Here is a 17,662-nt window from a genome sequence, read left to right as displayed (position 1 = left end):
GCCTTCTGCATGCGGGGCCTAAATCTCCTGAAAATTAATCCGCGGATCGATCATGACATAAAGAAAATCTGAAAGGATGTTGCCCAATAGCCCGAGAATCGAGGTAAGTGCCAGAATGCCCATAAACACCGGGTAATCCCTGCCGATAATCGCCTCCAGGCTAAGCCGCCCCATTCCGGGGATTTCAAATACCTGCTCGATAATCACCGAACCGGCAAACATGACCATCAGGATTGCTCCAATCCCGGTGGCAATGGGGATCAGGGAGTTCCGCACCGCATGGCCCCAGACCGCCCGGCGGTAACTCCCGCCCTTGGCCACTACCGTGCGCACATAGTCCCGGCTGATCTGCTCAATCAGGGAGTTTTTCATAAGAAGCGTTAACACCGCAAAATTGCCGATTATGTAGCAAAGCACCGGCAGGGCCATGTGCATGAAAATATCCTGAATTTTTCCAAAAAGTGACAGACTGACATAATTTTCCGAGTGAAATCCGGATATGGGAAAGATGTCCCAGAATCCCTCGGTCGTGCCGCATAAAAGCATTTTCAGCACCATGCCAAAGGCAAACGGCGGAATCGCATAGCCAACGAACACGATGATGCTTGATACGAGATCAAACATCTTATTGTGACGTAAAGCCTTGGCAATGCCCAGCGGAATGCAGACCAGATAGGATAAGATAAAACCGGTTAAACCGAAAACCAGCGACACCTGGAACCGATCCCGGATCAGCTGCCAGGCGGTTTTGTTGGGATATCTATAGGAGGCCATCTGCATGCCGATCCGGTGCTTGACCAGCCAGTTGTAATAGCGCTTGTAGATCGGCTGATCAAAGCCGTAATAGGCCTCAATATCTTTGCGCTGCTGCTCGGTGATGGACTGGGCAGCGCCCTGGCCGACCGCGGTTTCCCCGGCGCCGATGCCCTTCATCTGCATGATGGCCTGCTCAACCGGTCCGCCGGGGACGAACTGGATCAGAAGAAAACACAAAATCGTGATGCCCAAAAAGGTCGGCACAATGAGCAGGAATCGCTTTACAAAATAATCTAGACGCTCCATATCCCTATAAAGCCTTAAAAATAGGTTTTTGGCTCTGCTGACAAGTCTTTATGACATGTTTGATGCCTGCTTTGCAAGGCCTATGCGAGGCACGGCTAATTTGTTCTAACCGCAAAGCCCATAACCACGGTCCCGTTAACGGACAGATAGTCGGCACGGTGGCCGACTCTACGACGCATGCCGCCGTAGGGCAGGCCACCGTGCCTGCCTAAAAAAAGACAGAACAAATTTACCGTGCTATGCGAGGGTTCAGCCGGGCCTAAAAAAACGCCGCCGCATCTACATTCAATCGATAAGGCCCTTCATGGTATGGCGAACACAAAAAACCCTAATCGATTGCTTTTATTTGACTATTTCCATAAATAAGGCTAAAAATAAGTATTTGTGAATCCAGAGAATAACAGCATGACAATTTTACAGCCATCCGAAAATATGCCCGGAACCGGTCAAACAATCGTTGACCTGGCCGATCTGACCCAACAGCCGGCAATGCCGCCTGCGACTTGGTGGCAGAAGATCAGGGATTACTTGTCCTCATCAGATCAGCGACTGCTGCGCCGTCTGCCTACCTATTTTATCTGCGCCCTTTATTTTGGGTTTCTCCCCCTGGAGCCGCTTTTTCTGCCCAAATTCATTTTAATCGGCCTGACGATTGTCGGCTTCGTCTTAACGAGCTTCAGAAAAAGCCCGTTAATTGTTCTTATCCAGCGCAAAAACAGCCAGGCCCCCATCCTTTTTATGGATCTCGGGGCAGCGCACATCGGCTGGCTGTGCGATCCGGTTCAACCCTCGCCGATGCTGCTCATTGTCCCGATCGTACTGATTGTATCGGGATTTCAAAAAGGAATGGACCATTTCCGGTTTATGCTGGCCGGCTTTGCGATTTCCCTGCCCCTGGTCTTTTTGACACGGAGTTACATACTGGGTCTGGCACCGGCAGCCATCATGAACATAGCCATGCTTGCCATTTTACTGAGATGCATCTATGGCACACTAAAAAACATTGATACATTAAACAAAAAGGCCAAAAGCAAAACCGATGATTTGGAACTGGCCAATCACCGGTTCAGGCAAATCGGCAAAGCGCTTCAGGAAAGCGAAGCAAGGTATCGCAGCATTTTTGAAAACAGCAGCACAGCCATGTGCCTGATTGACGGCCAGATGCGGCTGTCACTGGTCAATTCAAAATTTGAAGAACTGACCCGATACCATCGCAATGAACCGTATGAACAAAAACGGCTCACCGATTTTATTTATCGAAAGGACCTGGACCGAATCAAGCGCTTCCACGCCCGCAGAAGACAATTGGGCGGGCTTGCGCCGGCCGAATATGAATGCCAGCTCGTGGACCAGGATCAGAACATTCACCATGTGATCATTAAATTTTCAATAATACCCTGGCATGAGCGCATCACTGCCACCATCATCGATATCACCGCCCGCAAGCAGGCCAAGCTTGCCTTGAGCCGTTCTTATCAGCAGCTGCGAAAGGCAGCGGCGATGATCAAGCAAAGCGAACACCGGTATCGCAACCTTTTTGAAAATACCGGGGCGGCCACGATACTGGTGGGCAAAAACCTGCGGATTTCCATGGCCAACACCGAGTTCTCGCAACTCACGGGATGCCCCAAAAAAGCGATCAGTGGAAAGAAGTTCCTAAGCGAATTTATCGAGCGCAAAAGCTTCAATCGCATCAAACGCCATCGGGCCCGGCAGAAGCACCAAGGTCTGCCGCTGCCTACGGAATATGAATGCATCATTATTGACCAGCGCCGAAACAAAAAACATGTGATCATGAAAATTTATTCCCCGCCGCACCAAAAAAACAACAGCATTGTCTCTTTCTTTGACATCACGGCCCGCAAAAGAGCCCAAACCGCCCTGCAGGAGGCCCATGAAAAGCTTCGGATACTTGCTGATATTGATGAACTGACCCAAATCGGAAACCGCAGACGCTTTGATGAGCAGTTAGACCGGGAATGGCACCGGTTAAAACGCGAGGGGCTGCCGCTTTCCCTGATTATGTGTGATGTGGACTGCTTTAAGCTTTATAACGATAATTACGGCCATCAGAAAGGCGATAAATGCCTGCGCGCCATCGCCCGGGCCCTCAGCAAACCGGTGAAGCGCTCCATTGACCTGGTGGCCCGATACGGTGGCGAAGAATTTGCCGTTATTTTACCAAACACCAATTCATATGGGGCCATGCAGGTGGCTGAGGCCATAAATCAGTCTGTGGAGCAGCTAAAAATTCCCAATTCCGCATCCACAGTGTCGGATCATATCACCTTAAGCCTCGGGGTCTCGACACTGATTCCGAAAAATGAGCAGACACCGGATGAACTGGTCACCTATGCCGACCGAGCGCTTTATGAGGCCAAGCGGCGGGGCCGGAACCAGTCGGTATTCACCCACCCGGAGCAGGTCATCGGTGAATTTCAAATGCCGCTGACTGCACCGCCAAGCAGCACATTTAAACATTAACACACAATGAATAGAAAAAGGGCGAAAGCCTTGGCTGGCCTTCGCCCTTTGGTAGAACAAATATAAATGGGAGGGGAGACTACCGTTTGGAAAACTGAAAACGGGCCCGGGCGCCCCGCTGGCCGTATTTTTTCCGTTCTTTCTTTCGGGGATCGCGTTTGACGAAACCAGCCTTTTTAAGGACCTGACGGAATTCCGGGTTCATTAAAAAAAGCGTCCGGGTAATCCCGTGCCGGACCGCCTCGGCCTGGCCTAATGTTCCGCCGCCCTTGACATTGACCTTGATATCATAATTGTCCGTGGTATTGGTCAGTTCCAGCGCCTGCCGGGAAATCCGCTGGGCGGCTGCCAAAGGAAAATATTCCTCCAGCGGCTTGTTGTTGATCACGATATCGCCGTTTCCGGGTTTCAACCAAGTACGGGCCACCGCGGTTTTCCGTTTGCCGGTAGCGTAAAATACGTTTTCCTTTTCCATTACTGCCCCGCTGTTTTAAATATTTATAGTTCCAAAGCTTGCGGCTGCTGCGCCTGATGCGGATGCTCGCTGCCGGCATAGACTTTCAGTTTTTTGTAAAGCTTCCGGCCCAGCCGGTTTTTCGGCAGCATGCCTTTAACCGCATACCGGATCACATCCTCCGGCCTCTTCTGAAGCAGCTTTTCGGCGTTTATTTCCTTTAAGCCGCCGATATAGCCGCTGTGGCGGTAATACATCTTCTGCTGCATTTTCCGGCCGGTCAGTTTCACCTTGTCCGCGTTTATCACGATGACAAAATCACCGCAATCCACATGCGGCGTAAAAAGCGGATTATGCTTGCCCCTGAGGCGGGCGGCCACTTCGCTGGCCAGACGGCCGAGCACCGCATTCTCAGCATCCACAACCAACCATTTCCCTTGATTATCCGATTGTTTCGCACTATATGTATATTTTTTCAATGTCCACCACTCCTTGCTAAAGATTAATTTGCAACAATTAATGAAAAATCATTTTCATGTCAAGAAAAAACTGAAGCCCGAACGGTCGGCGCGGTGGCCGACCCTACGACGGGCTGGTTTTCCCCTTGCGTAGGGCAGGCCACCGTGCCTGCCGCAAAAACAGAACAAATTTATCATGCGGCCTTTGAATCAGAATTGACATGCACGCCGGTTTTGGCTCATGATGAATAATGGGTCAAATCAAAACTTATCAAAGGAAGCCAGCATGTCCTCACTTGAAATCGAAGTCAAATTTTTTATAACTGACACGGACACCGTCAGAAATCAAATCAAGGCCCTGACCCCCGGCTTTCTGGGGGCCACGGCTGAAACCAATCTCCGTTATGAAACAGAGGATTGCGGGCTTCTGAGAAAAAAGGCCCTGCTGCGCCTTCGCCGGGCGGACCGGGTCACGCTCACATATAAGTCTGAGCCGCCAGATCCGTCCGAGGACTATAAAATCCACCGGGAATATGAGGTCACCGTGGATAACTTTGAAGCCATGCAAAACATTCTGGTCTCCCTGGGGTTTCATCCGGAGCAGGTTTATGAAAAAAAACGGGAATCCTATAAGCTGGGCGATGTTGTACTGTGCCTGGATACCATGCCCTATGGGAATTTCCTGGAAATCGAGGGCCCCGGCCCGGAGATCCGCCCGCTTGCCGAGCGTCTTGGATTAAACTGGCAGAACCGGATCCTTTTGAATTACCTGGAAATGTTCGAGCAGATCAAAGCCGAGCTCGGACTTTCTTTTTCTGATGTGACGTTCGAAAATTTTCAAACCGTGGCAGCCGATCCGGCTGACCTGATCCCCCGGTTCGAAGCGGGTGCCGACGCATCAGCCAATTCGTAAACAGCCGTTTATGCCGCGGCCGAGGTATTTTTGCAGGAAGTAACTTTCTGTTCGTACTCGTACGCGTACTCGTACTCGATTTTTAATTTTCCGAGTACGAGTACCGTCCCGCTCACGCGGGACTGAGTACGATCAGTTCCTTGGCAGCACCTGCATCGGTATTCAACCGGCTTCCCGGACTTTTACAACAACCGCTGCATCCTTTTCAACTCCACAAAAATCCCGCGCATTTCCCTGGTTGACCGAAATTTCAAGATATCCCCGGCTGCCGATGATGGCCAGCAGTTCACCCGGGGAAACCGACTGATACGATGCGGAAAGACCCTTTATCTGATGTGAACCGACTTGAACTTGCAGGCGGGTTTCATCTTTACCTGGCGCCAGTTGCCGGACTAACTTCTCGGGGATATTGCTTATCAGGTTGCCGAACCGGTCCGCCGTAATTACCGCGCCCACCACTTCCCCTTGCTCTGATAAACAGGCGGCGGGCAACGCCAGTTGGACCATATCTTCAGCCGAAATCCGGGGGCCGAACGCGTCCATGGATTTGCCTTCCGCCATATGCGCGGCCACCGGCGCAAAAATATCCCGGCCGTGAAACGTGCGGCTTACGGGATGGAGAAAATACTGCCGATTTTCCACCCGAACCGCGGCTTGCAGATCTTTATCTTCCAGCACCTTGGTTAACACCCCATTATCCGGGGCCAGAAAATAATGGCCGCCGGCTTGTACGGCAATAACGGCACGGCCGCTGCCCACCCCGGGGTCCACCACCACAATATGCACGGTTTTTTCCGGGAAATACGGATACGCCGCATCCAGCAGATAAGCCGCCGCACGGATATCCTGCGGCTCCACATCATGCGACACATCCACAATCGAGGCTTGCGGACAAATGGAGAGGATGACCCCTTTCATGATACCGACATAGGGGTCAGACAACCCGAAGTCGGTCAAAAGGGCGATCACTGGCATGCCGTAATTCCCAGATGCTGGTAGGCCGATTCCGAGGCTTTGCGGCCGGTGGAGGTTCTTAAAATCAGGCCGGTCTTTAAAAGAAACGGCTCCACCACATCCACCAGCGTGTCGGTCTCCTCCTGAAGGGTGGCGGCCACCGCATCAATTCCGACCGGGCCGCCCTTGTAATACTGAATGATCGTGTTTAAATACCGACGATCCAGGGGCGTAAGCCCCATCTCATCCACCCCTTCAAGCCCCAGCGCCCCTTCGACCGCCTCTATGGTGATCCGGCCGTCCGCCTTGACCTGGGCATAATCCCGGACCCGTTTAAGCAGACGGTTCACGATTCTGGGCGTCCCCCGGGAGCGCCGCGCCAGCTCGGCGGCCCCGTCATCCATGATGGAAAGGTTGAGCAGCGCCGCGGATCGCCGGACGATCCGCTCCAAATCCGTATCGCAATAAAAATCAAGACTCCGGAAAATGCCGAACCGGTCCCGAAGCGGCGCAGAAAGGAGCCCCACCCGGGTTGTGGCCCCCACCAGCACGAACTGTTTCAGCCGAAACCGGTGGCTCCGGGCATGAACCCCTTTATCAAAGATCACATCAATGGCAAAATCCTCCATGGCCGGATACAGCAGTTCTTCAACCGACTTGGGCGTACGGTGGATTTCATCGACAAACAGGACATCCCCGGTCTCCAGATGCGTGAGCAGGCCGATCAAATCGCCGCCCTTCTCAAGGGCCGGGCCTGAGGTGACCATCAGGTTGGTACCCATTTCATTGGCGATAATATGGGCCAGCGTTGTCTTGCCAAGCCCCGGCGGGCCGTGAAAAAGCACGTGCTCTAAGGCCTCATTTCGATGCTTGGCCGCCTGGATGGCGATTTTCAGGGTTTCGAGCACCTCGCCCTGCCCGATATAGTCGCTCAGATGCTCCGGCCGAAGCGAAATGATATCCGGCTCCGCATCCATGGGAAGCGGCTCCGGGTTTACGATTCCCCGGGGTTCTCCGGAATATTTGATAATATCATCCGTCATTTAGCGCCTCGCCCCGATACACTTCCTCAAACAGCTCCTCCGGTGTGGCGATCGAGGGGTTCCGCTTCATGGCCGCATCAACCATGAGTTTGGCCTCATGGGTTCTGTGGCCCAGCTGCCCGGTCAGCACCGCAATCACCTGCTCAGAGGGATCATCAGCGGCCGGCGCTGCTTCTTCCGCCGGATGCACCGCATCCTCCCGGATCAGTGCGAACTTGCCCATTTTTCCCTGCAGCGTGGCGATAATTTTATGCGCCATGCGCTCGCCGATCCCGTTTAAACGCTTTAGCACAACCGCATTTTTGGATTCAATGGCTTTGGCAATATCAGAAACCGGGGTATTCAATGCCTTTACTGCCTTTAAGGGGCCGATGGCCTCAACGGAAATAAAAAGCTGGAAAAACTCGCGTTCCGCCTCCAGGTTAAAGCCGATCAACACCGGCTTGGGCTGATGCTCGGTCTGATGATAGTAAATGTGAAGCGACAGGGTATCCCCCAGGGACCTGGCATGCAACGTCTCCATCACAAACCCCGGCACCAGGACCTCGTAGCCGATTTGGTTGACCAGCAGAATCAGACGGTCGATCTCTTTTTTTAACAATTCACCTTCAAGATATGCGATCATGCCATCCTCACACCTTACACCCTAAACCCTACACCCTATACCGTACACCCTATCCCGTACCCACACATGCTTCAATTCCGCTCGTGTACCGAAACAGGCCGACCATGGCCAGGGCAATGGCATCTGAGGCATGATAGGGCCGAATGGGGCCCGGATGATTTAACCGGTGCCGGACGCTTTCGGCCAGCTGCTGTTTATTGGCGCTGCCGTTTCCGGTCAGGATCTGCTTGGCGGTCCGGACCGGAATCTCCTTTACTGGCAGATGGAGCTGACAGCCGGCCAGAAGGATTACCCCCGTGACCTTTCCGAGCATAATACCGGATTTGGGAAACCGCTCCAGGGAGAACACATCCTCAACCACGATAAAATCCGGGGATTGACGGGTCAAAAACGAAATCAACTGATCATAAATGCGATTTAAGCGAATCGGCACCGAATGACGGGCGGATGTTTGAATACATCCATAAGAATAGCGGGCAACCGAAAGCTCGGTCCCCTCGATAACGGCAACCCCCGTGGCCGCAAGGCCCGGGTCTATGCCCACGATTTTCATCATGAATGACGATTACTACTGCTCGATCCGGTTAATCTGCTGCCGGGCAATATTGGCCTCGTTGGAATCCGGAAATTTTTGTATCAGTTCTTTCAGGACCAGCTTGGCGTTGCCGGTTTCCCCGAGCTTTTGAAAGGCAATACCCTGCTTGAGGTAGGCGGCCGCCACTTTATTGCCGTCCGAGAAATTCTCGATGACCTTCTGGTACTCCAGAATGGCCTTTTCATACCACTCCTCGCTGTAATAAACCTCGCCGATCCAGAACCGGGCGTTATCCGCCTTATCCGACTCCGGATAGGTCTCCAGAAACTTTTCAAACGCATCCCGGGCGGTTTCATAATTTTCCTGGTCAAATGATTTTTTGGCAAAGCTGTATAACTTATCCGCCGGCATATCTTCTGAAGCCTTTTCCTCCGAAGATGCGGCGTCCACTGCGGCCTCGATCTTTTCTGCGGACTCAAAGCCAAGATAGCCGGCCAGCCGGGAGATGCGTTCGTCATTGACATCCACGGATTCAGACAGGGCGGCAAGCTTTTCGCGGGTGTCATCCAGACCGCTTTCCAATTCTTCGATTTTCCGGCTTAAGCGATGCTCGGTTTCTTCAAAACGGCCGGACAGCTTGCGCACCTCGCTCCGTAATTCATAGAACTCCGCATCCTGGCCGGCATAAAGCTCGCGAATACGGTTTTCCTGGGCTTTTCGTTGTTCCAGCCGATCTTTTAAAGCATTAATCTGGTTTTCAAGCGAGGCATTGCGTGCCTGAAGATTGCTGATCCGGTTCTCCAACCGCACCACATCGGAATTGGTTGCACAGCCTGCCATTAACAAGAAGCTGATACCTGCTATAAGAATAGTGCGCCACATGGATTTCATCACCCGGCTTGTTGATTTTTAAAAAATAGGAGCGGGCGGCATTCGTCCTGATACCGCCCCCTCAGATGCCAACAGGATACGCCTTTATTTGATCTTAAAAACCCCGCGCCGGTTCTTGGCCCATGCCATTTCATTGTGCCGGGAATCCACCGGTCGTTCTTCACCGTAGCTGATGGTTTCCAGCCGGGATTCATCAATGCCCGCATTGACCAGGTAATTTTTGATGCTCTGGGCGCGGCGCTGTCCCAGGGCCATATTATACTCCTTGGTCCCCCGTTCATCACAGTGCCCCTCAATAGTCACCTCAACGCCACGGTTCTCCCGCAGCCAGTCGGCCTTCTCGGACAGAATCTCCCGGGCTTTTTTGGTCAGCGAAGCATCGTCAAACCCGAAATAGACATGTTCATTGAGAAACTCCCCCCGCTCGGCTTTTTCCTCTTCAATCCGGCGGCGGCGCTCCTCTGCTTTTGCTTTTGCCTTTGCCTTTTCCCTGGCCGCGATTTCTTCTTCAGAAATACCGGCTTCTTTTTCTTCTCCGGCTTTTTCAGCCTTTTCTGCCGCCTCTGTCGCCTCTTCGCCGGCTGTGGTGGAAACATCCTTATGCTTGGCGCAGGAGACCACAAACAAAAATGCCATAACCAACAAAAGAAGTCCGAATGTTACACCTAAACGCTGCTGTTTCATGTTTTTTTCTCCTTTACCCTGTCGCATTCACGTTGAAAAAATTATTCTCTACTTAATTTCCATGGATGGAGACCAATCCGGCAGTATCTGTTCGCCCGCCATCTCCAAAAGCGGCCGCTGATCCGTGCCGGATGCCGTCATTACATAGAGCTTGGCGGTTCCCGAGCGGGTGGAGCTGAATACGATTAATGTGCCGTCCGGCGACCAGGCAGGGGATTCGTTGCTGCCGGCGTTTCGGGTTAACTGCGTCAATCCCTCGCCGTCAGTGCCGATCACAAAGATGTCGGCCCTTCCCCCGTCCATTGAGGAATAAACAATCTTCCTGCCATCGGGGGACCAGTCCGGCTCGGTGTTATAGTTGCCTTCATAGGTTAACCGACGGGTTTCATCGGTCTCCAGATTTTTAATATAAATCTGCGGCGTGCCGGCCCGTTTTGACACAAACGCCATCTTTTTGCCGTCCGGAGAAAAGGTGGGCGAAACGTCAATCCCCCAGCTGTCAGTTAGTTTCTTATCAATTTTGCCGGATTCGGTCAAAAGATAAATTTCCTCATCCCCGCTCACAGAAAGGGTGGCCGCCAACCCGTTCTGACCAGGCAGCCAGGTCGGCGTGATATTGATCCCGTCATAGGCGATCCGCCGGGTTTTACCGCTCTCTATGTTTTTGATAATAATTGAGGGACTGCCCCCGGCATAGGAGGTGTAGGCGATGGATGCGCCGTCCGGCGACCATGCCGGGAATAACGTAATCGCCTGACTCTCGGTCAGGCGCCGGGGCGTATGGCCGTCAAATCCGCAGATATAAATGGCGTTTTGCTTTTCCTGCTTGTTGATAAATACGATCTGGCTGCCAAACAGGCCCCGTTTGCCGGTGAGACGATACATCATCTCACCACAGAATCGGTGGATCATCTGCCTGAGATCGCTCTGGCTGCCGCCGTATCGCTTGCCAAACAGCAATTCGCCCTTAAAGGTATCAAACAGACGGATCTCCATGCGCACGGTGCCATCATCGCTTAGCCACAAGCCGCCGGTAATCAGCAGTTCAGCCCCTATGTCCGTCCAATTGTCAAAGTTTAAATCCGCCGCGGTAATGCCTTTGTCCCGGGGGTTTTCCAGAAATGCCCCCCGGTCCAGCAGTTTCAAATAGCCGGTAAATTCCAGGCCGTCGCTCAGGATATCCGTGGCCTGACGGGCCGCATCTCTATCTTTTTCCGATTCCGTCATGGCTTTAAACACCGGCACGGCAACGGGAATTTTTTTTAGAAACGGCTCACTGATGTTGATATAATCATATGCGGCTTCCGACTGTGCGGCAGCCCCCCACGCCCATTGTAAAGCGATGGTTGTTAAAACGATGAGAAGACCGATTCGCGCAAATGCCTTAATCTGCATGTATACCGCCTCATTCAATTGCTTATCCTTCCTCTTATTGGCGCTTTAACCCGGATGGGGTAAACCCGACCATCAAATGATAGTATGGATAGCCGTCTGGAAGCGGCGGGAGCGGATCGGATTTCATGACCGTCCGGTACGCCGACTCATCCAGGTATGAATTGCCGGAGCGCTTCTCAAACCAGACCTCGGTAATCGAGCCATCCGGCAGAATCTTCATCACCAGCCGGCTTTCCAGCCCCTGCGTCTGGCCGGCCATTTTTTCCGAAAACACCCAGTTGTTTTTTAGCCGTACTGCCACTTCCGCCTGAAAAACCTCGATCTGGTCCATATCCCGCACAGAGCCCCGGCCGCCGCCGCCTGTTTTGGCAGCCAGCCGATCCGTTAGTTTTCGATCGGTATTGCCGACCTCGGATTTCAATGCGTTGATCCGATCCTTTAATGGGCTGGGACGGGATTTCTCGGATCGTTCCTTCAGATTTTCAACAGCGCTCCGGTGCACCGCCGCGGTCCGAATGGTCTTTTTTTTCATGGACGTCTTGAGCTTGGGGCCGGGTTTTTCGACCACATAATCCGACGGATCAAACTGTTTTTCCGGAGCCTGCTTCACGGGTATTACCGCTTTTTCCGGTTGATTCGGCGGCTTGTTTTCCGGGACATAGCCGTCATGCGCTGTTTTTTCAGGCTCTGGCGCGGGCTCCGGCGGGGAGCTTTGCGCGGGTTCGCCAGCCGAATCCGGCGGCTGCGGCGTCTGGGGCGCCAACGCGGCCAGATCCACCTCAATCACATTCCGGTCCGAAAAGTCCGGCATGGAGACGGACGAAAACGGAAAAAACAGGACAATGGCGATCAGCACAATATGGCCGATCAGCGATGCCCCTGCATACCAGTACCAGCCTGTCTCCGGTGAGGCCAAGTGATGGTATTTCTGCTTATCTGACTTCATTATGCAATACCGGTGCCCTGAGGCCCGCCTCAGGATTTCTCGGATTCGTCCGCCGGCTGGGTCACCATGCCCAGTTTCTCAGCCCCGGCGCCTTTGATGGCAGCCATCACCTCAACTACCCGGCCATAGGCAATCTGTTTGTCCGCCTTTAAAAAAACCGCCCGGGAGTGCCGGTTTTCAAAAATCTTTTCAAGCTTTTCCTCAAGAGAATCCAGGCCGACTTTATAATCATTGATAAGGATATTGCCATCCTTGTCAATGGTGACCACAAGCTGATCCTCTTCCGAGGAGAGCTGATTCGAATTCCGGGTTTCGGGCAGCGACACATCCACGCCCTGGACCATCATCGGGGCGGTTACCATGAATATAATCAAGAGCACCAGCATGACGTCAACAAACGGGGTCACATTGATATCTGACATCAAAGGATTTTGTTTGCTGGGCAGTCTCATGCCGCCGCCTCGCCGGAGAGAATGAGTTCACGCTCCACAATATTTAAAAAATCGGATGAAAAGCTCTCCAGTTCGGATTCGATAATCCGGATTTTTTGATTAAAATAGTTAAACGCGATCACCGCGGGGATGGCCACGGCCAGACCGGCGGCTGTTGCAATCAGCGCCTCGGAAATTCCCGGCGCTACCGCGGCAATACTGGTCACACCTTTTTTAAAGGCGATGCTGTGAAATGAGTTCATAATGCCCCATACAGTACCAAACAGCCCGATAAACGGGGCGATATTACCGGTAGTGGCAAGAAACGGCACCATCTGGACCAGCCGGATGCTCTCGGTGATGCTTGAGCGCTCAAGTGCCCGCTTCACGTTGTCAAACCCCCGGGCCGTCTTTGGAAAGGCGATTCCGGGATTCTGGCCGCCGCCGTCCGTCGGCGGGCGGCCGGCATCTGATCCCAGTTTGCGAAGCTCCATGTAGGCGATCCGGAAGACCCGGGCGATCGGACTAAACCGGAGCTCCTTGGATTTGGAAAACGCCTCGGAGAAATCCCGCGTTTCCCAGAAATACTCGATAAATTCAGCGGACTCGCGATAGGCCCGGCGGATGTGCCGGTATTTGATAAAAATGATCGCCCAGGAGGCCACAGAAAAAATAAAGAGCAGCAGTATAACGAACTTTACCATCAATCCGGCGTTCAATATCATTTCAATGACATTGAGGCTTTGAACTCCCATATTGATAAGACTCCCATTCTTAATAAATTTTATGATGACCCGACGCCGCGGTCATTTTTAAAACAGCAAAACATATTGATATGCATTTCCTAACGCATACCAACCGCTTATTTCAATTGAAAATGTTATCCGGGATAATCCACCGATTCCGTAATGCTGGATGACTGGAAAAATAATCAGGGCATGTATGGTTTAGGCCTCGCACTGCGGCAATACTTAATATTTAATATCCCCAAACTGAGGGGTTCAAATTTTTAAAAAGCAAACCGCTCAGTTTAAATTATACCCGAAACTATCCGACACATGGGCCGGTGTCAAGACAAATGGTCTTTCAGGGAAGGCTGGCCGACGCAGCCGGCTGATGATCCGGTCAAAAAAAACGCCCTCCCGCACTAAGTGCAGGAAGGCGTTGATTTTACATCCATACGGGCATATGGGGCAGACGGGCTTACATCATGCCGCCCATGCCGCCCATACCGCCCATGCCGCCCATGCCGCCCATGCCGGCACCACCGCCGCCGCCGGCGCCGCCTTCATTCTCGTCCGGCACCTCAGCGATCATGGCTTCGGTGGTCAGCATCAGGCCGGCCACACTTCCGGCATTCTGAAGGGCAAACCGAACCACTTTGGTGGGATCAATGACCCCGGCCTCAATCAGGTCTTCATAAGTGTTGGTTTCGGCATTATAGCCGTGCGATCCTTCAGTATTCTTGACCTTGTCAATCACAATAGAACCTTCAGTCCCGGAATTCTCCGCGATCCGTCTCAGAGGTTCCTCCATGGCACGCATTACAACCTTAACACCAAGCTTTTGCTCAGCTTTGGCCTTGACTTTGTCCAGGGCGTTGATGCAGCGGACCAGCGCCACGCCGCCGCCGGCCACAATGCCCTCTTCAACCGCTGCGCGGGTTGCGTTTAATGCGTCTTCCACCCGGGCTTTTTTCTCTTTCATCTCAGTCTCTGTGGCCGCGCCAACATTGATGACCGCAACGCCGCCGACCAGCTTGGCCAGCCGTTCCTGCAGTTTTTCCCGGTCATAGTCAGAGGTGGTCTCCTCAACCTGGGCACGGATCTGCTTGACCCGGCTTTCCAGGGAGGATTTGGCGCCGGCGCCGTCAACGATCGTGGTGTTATCCTTATCAATGGTAATATTCTTGGCCCGGCCAAGATCATTAATGGTGATGCTCTCCAGTTTGATGCCCACATCCTCGGACACCACCTGGCCGCCGGTCAGCACCGCGATATCTTCGAGCATGGCTTTTCTGCGATCTCCGAAGCCCGGCGCCTTGACCGCCGCCACGTTCAATGTGCCGCGCAGCTTATTGACCACCAATGTGGCCAGGGCTTCGCCCTCGATATCCTCGGAAATGATCATCAGGGGCCGGCCGGATTTGGATACCTGCTCCAGAATCGGCAGCAGATCCTTCATGCTGCTGATCTTCTTTTCATGAATCAGGATATAGGGATCTTCCAGGTTGGCTTCCATCTTTTCGGCATCTGTCACAAAGTAGGGGGAGACATAGCCGCGATCAAACTGCATGCCTTCCACCACGTCAAGCGAAGTCTCCATGGATTTGGCTTCTTCAACGGTAATGACCCCGTCTTTTCCGACCTTATCCATGGCCTCGGCGATCAGGTTGCCGATGGTTTCATCATTGTTGGCGGAGATGGTCCCGATCTGGGCGATTTCACGCTGTTCGCTCGCAGACCGGCTGATTTTGCTCATTTCCTTGACTGCGGCTTCAACCGCCTTGTCAATGCCGCGCTTGATGGCCATGGGGCTGTTTCCGGCAGCCACCAGCTTCAGGCCCTCCTGATAAATCGAACGGGCCAGCACAGTCGCCGTGGTCGTGCCGTCACCAGCCATGTCACTGGTTTTGCTGGCAACCTCCTTGACCATCTGGGCGCCCATATTCTCGAATTTGTCCTCAAGTTCGATTTCCTTGGCCACGGTGACGCCATCTTTGGTCACTGTCGGGGAGCCCCAGGATTTTTCAATAACCACGTTTCTGCCCTTGGGCCCCAAGGTCACGGCAACCGCGTCCGCCAGCTTATCAACCCCGGCAAGCATTCTTTCCCGGGCTTTCATCCCATATTTAATTTCCTTTGCTGTCATATCCTAAACCTCCAATCAGTTATTCAATAATTCCTAAAATATCATCCTCGCGCATGACCAGATGTTCCTCATCATCAATCTTGACCTCGGTCCCGGCGTATTTGGCAAACAATACCCGGTCGCCGGCCTTGATGTCAGGGGTCATCCGTTTGCCGTCCTCGGTGCGCTTGCCTTCACCCACCGCCACAACGACGCCTTCAGCCGGTTTTTCTTTGGCACTGTCGGGAATGATGATGCCGCCTTTAGTCTTGGACTCCTCTTCAACCCGTCTTACCAAAATCCGATCCTGCAATGGTCTGATTTTCATTTCGCCTCTCCTTCGTTTTCAGTTTTATTTCTAATTTTTAAAAGGGTTTATGAATTTCCGGCAGGAAATACTATCATTCCCTCCGCTATCTTTACCCTGACTCGATACTCACTATTTGATTAAGTTAAATTTTGATATGAAGAATAATATACGGGCTGATGTTGCCGTATCTTATAAGCCGGCGGCAGCACGGTCTTCCTTAAATGAAGACAAATGACGGCCGGGATTGGCTCCCGTCATTCGCCTGCGGAAGAGGAACCGCTGTCCGATACGGGTGCTGAATTATCGGATTTTTGATCCGGCTTATTGGATGATGTGTCTGATGAACCGGAGTTTCGGTTTGCATAATCCGTTGCGTACCATCCGCTTCCCTTAAGATGAAATGTACTGTGTGAAATCAGTTTGTGAAGCCTGCCCGAACAATGGGGGCACTCAGACAGCGGCACATCACTCATTTTCTGCATCGCTTCGTGATACCGGCCGCATTCGGAACATTCGTACTCATAAATCGGCATTGCGCGAACTCCTGCTTATTTAATAATAACAAGTAGCTACCATTATTCGCGGTTGTTTTGAATCAAACTCAATATAGTCAATGTTTCTGGGTTGTCAAGAGGCAAGGCTGAAAAATTTTTACGGGGCTTCCAGATCATGGGGCCGCTCCCGCCAGTTTCCATAGAATGAAAGCACCGCGTCAATACCCGCAATAGACAGGGGACTTAGAATGTCACTGGTTTTTGCATGGACCCGCCGCTCCTCGGTCATTTTCTCTTCGGGTGAAGCATTAAAATGCTGTAGAAACCGCCGGAACCGGACCACATGGATCAGCTCATGGCTCACAATATAGAGCAGAAACGCCAATACCTCCAACTCCGGGTGTTTTTCCAAAGCAGAGAGAATGGAATGATCCTGAAGACAGATCTTATAAAAATCCTCCGAGTCTGTTTCCCGAAGCACATCTTTTCTTTTTAACTTGTATTTAACGATCTGCGCAAAATGGCCGGAAACAATCTCGGCCGGCGTTAATTCCGAAAGCGTCCGGACATCATAGTTCAGCCGGCCCAGTTGACTGGATGAGAGCTTGTAATAATTACTGACCAGCTCCTCAGCCATTTCAACCGCCCGGGTGACCGTCTCAAGCTGGCCCGGGCTGAAATATCTTAACTGAGCCATACATTCGCACGATCAGGTTTGTACACGGTAAATTTGTTCCGTCTTTTTTAGGCAGGCACGGTGGCCTGCCCTACGGCCACATGCGTCGTAGAGTCGGCCACCGTGCCGACTATCTGTCCGTTAACAGGACCGTGGTTATGGGCTTTGCGGTTAGAGCAAATTAGCCGTTCATATTTATAAAAAACGGTGGACAGATTTATATTGAGTGTGTTAAAAATTATTGTTATCGTTTTTAAATAGGTTTGACAACCTTATTTGCAGTTTTAGCCTAAAAGAAAGGGGGTGATCTGTTGGGCAGTGTGATCAAAAAGCGACGCAAAAAAATGCGCAAGCATAAACATCGAAAACTTTTAGCCAGGACGAGACATCAGCGAAAGAAGGGCTAAAAAAATGGAATCGGTGAGTCTTCTTGAAATGCAAACCGGGAAAGGCCCGG

General features: G+C 52.2%; 20 protein-coding genes. 3 read left to right on the top strand and 17 right to left on the bottom strand.

The features are described 5' to 3' along the window. Positions 1-18: 18 nt before the first annotated feature. Positions 19-1,062, bottom strand: a complete 1,044-nt coding sequence (locus U5L07_19330; GenBank protein ID MDZ7833899.1) for an ABC transporter permease subunit — start codon at positions 1,060-1,062, stop codon at positions 19-21. 405 nt (positions 1,063-1,467) lie between these two features. Here U5L07_19330 and U5L07_19325 point away from each other — a divergent pair, with 405 nt between their 5' ends. Then, complete coding sequence (locus tag U5L07_19325; GenBank protein ID MDZ7833898.1) at positions 1,468-3,546, top strand: diguanylate cyclase; 2,079 nt, start codon at positions 1,468-1,470, stop codon at positions 3,544-3,546. A 79-nt stretch (positions 3,547-3,625) separates the two neighbouring features. Here the strand turns inward: U5L07_19325 and rpsI are convergent, their stop codons facing one another. Both rpsI and rplM read right to left on the bottom strand, forming a co-directional pair. Beyond that, complete coding sequence (gene rpsI / locus U5L07_19320; protein MDZ7833897.1) at positions 3,626-4,021, bottom strand: 30S ribosomal protein S9; 396 nt, start codon at positions 4,019-4,021, stop codon at positions 3,626-3,628. 23 nt (positions 4,022-4,044) lie between these two features. Next, the gene (gene rplM / locus U5L07_19315; GenBank protein MDZ7833896.1) at positions 4,045-4,479 is read right to left on the bottom strand and encodes a 50S ribosomal protein L13; all 435 of its coding nucleotides are present in this window, start codon (positions 4,477-4,479) and stop codon (positions 4,045-4,047) included. Positions 4,480-4,744: 265 nt separating this feature from the next. Between rplM and cyaB the strand changes: the two genes are divergently transcribed. Then, complete coding sequence (cyaB, locus tag U5L07_19310) at positions 4,745-5,371, top strand: class IV adenylate cyclase (protein ID MDZ7833895.1); 627 nt, start codon at positions 4,745-4,747, stop codon at positions 5,369-5,371. A gap of 162 nt (positions 5,372-5,533) precedes the next feature. Here cyaB and U5L07_19305 read toward each other — a convergent pair whose 3' ends face one another. The 14 genes from U5L07_19305 to U5L07_19240 all read right to left on the bottom strand — a co-directional run bounded on the left by U5L07_19305 (position 5,534) and on the right by U5L07_19240 (position 17,226). Beyond that, complete coding sequence (locus tag U5L07_19305; protein ID MDZ7833894.1) at positions 5,534-6,346, bottom strand: SAM-dependent chlorinase/fluorinase; 813 nt, start codon at positions 6,344-6,346, stop codon at positions 5,534-5,536. Next, entirely contained in the window at positions 6,337-7,368 is a 1,032-nt protein-coding gene (gene ruvB, locus U5L07_19300; protein ID MDZ7833893.1) for a Holliday junction branch migration DNA helicase RuvB, read from the bottom strand. Before ruvB ends, U5L07_19305 begins: the two co-directional genes overlap by 10 nt. Further along, positions 7,358-7,993: a Holliday junction branch migration protein RuvA gene (gene ruvA / locus U5L07_19295; protein MDZ7833892.1), complete on the bottom strand. Its 636-nt coding sequence runs from the start codon at positions 7,991-7,993 to the stop codon at positions 7,358-7,360. The genes ruvB and ruvA overlap by 11 nt, the downstream gene beginning before the upstream one ends. Positions 7,994-8,042: 49 nt before the next feature. Beyond that, complete coding sequence (locus tag U5L07_19290; GenBank protein MDZ7833891.1) at positions 8,043-8,549, bottom strand: crossover junction endodeoxyribonuclease RuvC; 507 nt, start codon at positions 8,547-8,549, stop codon at positions 8,043-8,045. A gap of 12 nt (positions 8,550-8,561) precedes the next feature. Beyond that, complete coding sequence (gene ybgF / locus U5L07_19285) at positions 8,562-9,368, bottom strand: tol-pal system protein YbgF (protein ID MDZ7833890.1); 807 nt, start codon at positions 9,366-9,368, stop codon at positions 8,562-8,564. Positions 9,369-9,503: 135 nt separating this feature from the next. Continuing rightward, complete coding sequence (gene pal / locus U5L07_19280; GenBank protein ID MDZ7833889.1) at positions 9,504-10,103, bottom strand: peptidoglycan-associated lipoprotein Pal; 600 nt, start codon at positions 10,101-10,103, stop codon at positions 9,504-9,506. Between the two features lie 48 nt (positions 10,104-10,151). Then, the gene (gene tolB / locus U5L07_19275) at positions 10,152-11,498 is read right to left on the bottom strand and encodes a Tol-Pal system beta propeller repeat protein TolB (GenBank protein MDZ7833888.1); all 1,347 of its coding nucleotides are present in this window, start codon (positions 11,496-11,498) and stop codon (positions 10,152-10,154) included. Between the two features lie 34 nt (positions 11,499-11,532). Continuing rightward, positions 11,533-12,444, bottom strand: a complete 912-nt coding sequence (locus U5L07_19270) for a TonB C-terminal domain-containing protein (protein MDZ7833887.1) — start codon at positions 12,442-12,444, stop codon at positions 11,533-11,535. Between the two features lie 29 nt (positions 12,445-12,473). Beyond that, a complete protein-coding gene (tolR, locus tag U5L07_19265) occupies positions 12,474-12,896 on the bottom strand; it encodes a protein TolR (GenBank protein ID MDZ7833886.1) in 423 nt (140 codons plus the stop codon). Beyond that, a complete protein-coding gene (locus U5L07_19260) occupies positions 12,893-13,630 on the bottom strand; it encodes a MotA/TolQ/ExbB proton channel family protein (GenBank protein ID MDZ7833885.1) in 738 nt (245 codons plus the stop codon). Before U5L07_19260 ends, tolR begins: the two co-directional genes overlap by 4 nt. Before the next feature lie 448 nt (positions 13,631-14,078). After that, on the bottom strand, positions 14,079-15,746 hold the full coding sequence (gene groL, locus U5L07_19255) for a chaperonin GroEL (protein ID MDZ7833884.1): 1,668 nt from the start codon (positions 15,744-15,746) through the stop codon (positions 14,079-14,081). Positions 15,747-15,765: 19 nt separating this feature from the next. Further along, the gene (gene groES, locus U5L07_19250; protein ID MDZ7833883.1) at positions 15,766-16,053 is read right to left on the bottom strand and encodes a co-chaperone GroES; all 288 of its coding nucleotides are present in this window, start codon (positions 16,051-16,053) and stop codon (positions 15,766-15,768) included. Positions 16,054-16,289: 236 nt separating this feature from the next. Further along, the gene (locus tag U5L07_19245) at positions 16,290-16,568 is read right to left on the bottom strand and encodes an FmdB family zinc ribbon protein (GenBank protein MDZ7833882.1); all 279 of its coding nucleotides are present in this window, start codon (positions 16,566-16,568) and stop codon (positions 16,290-16,292) included. A gap of 118 nt (positions 16,569-16,686) precedes the next feature. Beyond that, complete coding sequence (locus U5L07_19240) at positions 16,687-17,226, bottom strand: hypothetical protein (GenBank protein ID MDZ7833881.1); 540 nt, start codon at positions 17,224-17,226, stop codon at positions 16,687-16,689. A gap of 290 nt (positions 17,227-17,516) precedes the next feature. On the opposite strand from U5L07_19240, the gene U5L07_19235 reads away from it, so the two are divergent. Then, a complete protein-coding gene (locus U5L07_19235; protein MDZ7833880.1) occupies positions 17,517-17,612 on the top strand; it encodes an AURKAIP1/COX24 domain-containing protein in 96 nt (31 codons plus the stop codon). Positions 17,613-17,662: the final 50 nt, after the last annotated feature.

The organism is Desulfobacterales bacterium (assembly GCA_034520365.1).
Lineage (GTDB): Bacteria > Desulfobacterota > Desulfobacteria > Desulfobacterales > Desulfosalsimonadaceae > M55B175.
Note: the sequence above shows the minus strand (reverse complement) of the source record. Positions and strands in the feature narration are given on the sequence as shown.

What these genes read in the sequence shown, in the direction of transcription:
- U5L07_19325 (MDZ7833898.1), top strand. Translation starts at nt 1,468, where the DNA reads ATGACAATTTTACAGCCATCCGAAAATATGCCCGGAACCGGTCAAACA.
- U5L07_19245 (MDZ7833882.1), bottom strand. Translation starts at nt 16,568, where the DNA reads ATGCCGATTTATGAGTACGAATGTTCCGAATGCGGCCGGTATCACGAA.
- U5L07_19270 (MDZ7833887.1), bottom strand. Translation starts at nt 12,444, where the DNA reads ATGAAGTCAGATAAGCAGAAATACCATCACTTGGCCTCACCGGAGACA.
- U5L07_19305 (MDZ7833894.1), bottom strand. Translation starts at nt 6,346, where the DNA reads ATGCCAGTGATCGCCCTTTTGACCGACTTCGGGTTGTCTGACCCCTAT.
- rpsI (MDZ7833897.1), bottom strand. Translation starts at nt 4,021, where the DNA reads ATGGAAAAGGAAAACGTATTTTACGCTACCGGCAAACGGAAAACCGCG.
- ybgF (MDZ7833890.1), bottom strand. Translation starts at nt 9,368, where the DNA reads ATGGCAGGCTGTGCAACCAATTCCGATGTGGTGCGGTTGGAGAACCGG.
- pal (MDZ7833889.1), bottom strand. Translation starts at nt 10,103, where the DNA reads ATGAAACAGCAGCGTTTAGGTGTAACATTCGGACTTCTTTTGTTGGTT.
- tolB (MDZ7833888.1), bottom strand. Translation starts at nt 11,498, where the DNA reads ATGCAGATTAAGGCATTTGCGCGAATCGGTCTTCTCATCGTTTTAACA.
- U5L07_19240 (MDZ7833881.1), bottom strand. Translation starts at nt 17,226, where the DNA reads ATGGCTCAGTTAAGATATTTCAGCCCGGGCCAGCTTGAGACGGTCACC.
- U5L07_19260 (MDZ7833885.1), bottom strand. Translation starts at nt 13,630, where the DNA reads ATGGGAGTTCAAAGCCTCAATGTCATTGAAATGATATTGAACGCCGGA.
- U5L07_19330 (MDZ7833899.1), bottom strand. Translation starts at nt 1,062, where the DNA reads ATGGAGCGTCTAGATTATTTTGTAAAGCGATTCCTGCTCATTGTGCCG.
- groL (MDZ7833884.1), bottom strand. Translation starts at nt 15,746, where the DNA reads ATGACAGCAAAGGAAATTAAATATGGGATGAAAGCCCGGGAAAGAATG.
- cyaB (MDZ7833895.1), top strand. Translation starts at nt 4,745, where the DNA reads ATGTCCTCACTTGAAATCGAAGTCAAATTTTTTATAACTGACACGGAC.
- tolR (MDZ7833886.1), bottom strand. Translation starts at nt 12,896, where the DNA reads ATGAGACTGCCCAGCAAACAAAATCCTTTGATGTCAGATATCAATGTG.
- U5L07_19290 (MDZ7833891.1), bottom strand. Translation starts at nt 8,549, where the DNA reads ATGATGAAAATCGTGGGCATAGACCCGGGCCTTGCGGCCACGGGGGTT.
- ruvA (MDZ7833892.1), bottom strand. Translation starts at nt 7,993, where the DNA reads ATGATCGCATATCTTGAAGGTGAATTGTTAAAAAAAGAGATCGACCGT.
- groES (MDZ7833883.1), bottom strand. Translation starts at nt 16,053, where the DNA reads ATGAAAATCAGACCATTGCAGGATCGGATTTTGGTAAGACGGGTTGAA.
- ruvB (MDZ7833893.1), bottom strand. Translation starts at nt 7,368, where the DNA reads ATGACGGATGATATTATCAAATATTCCGGAGAACCCCGGGGAATCGTA.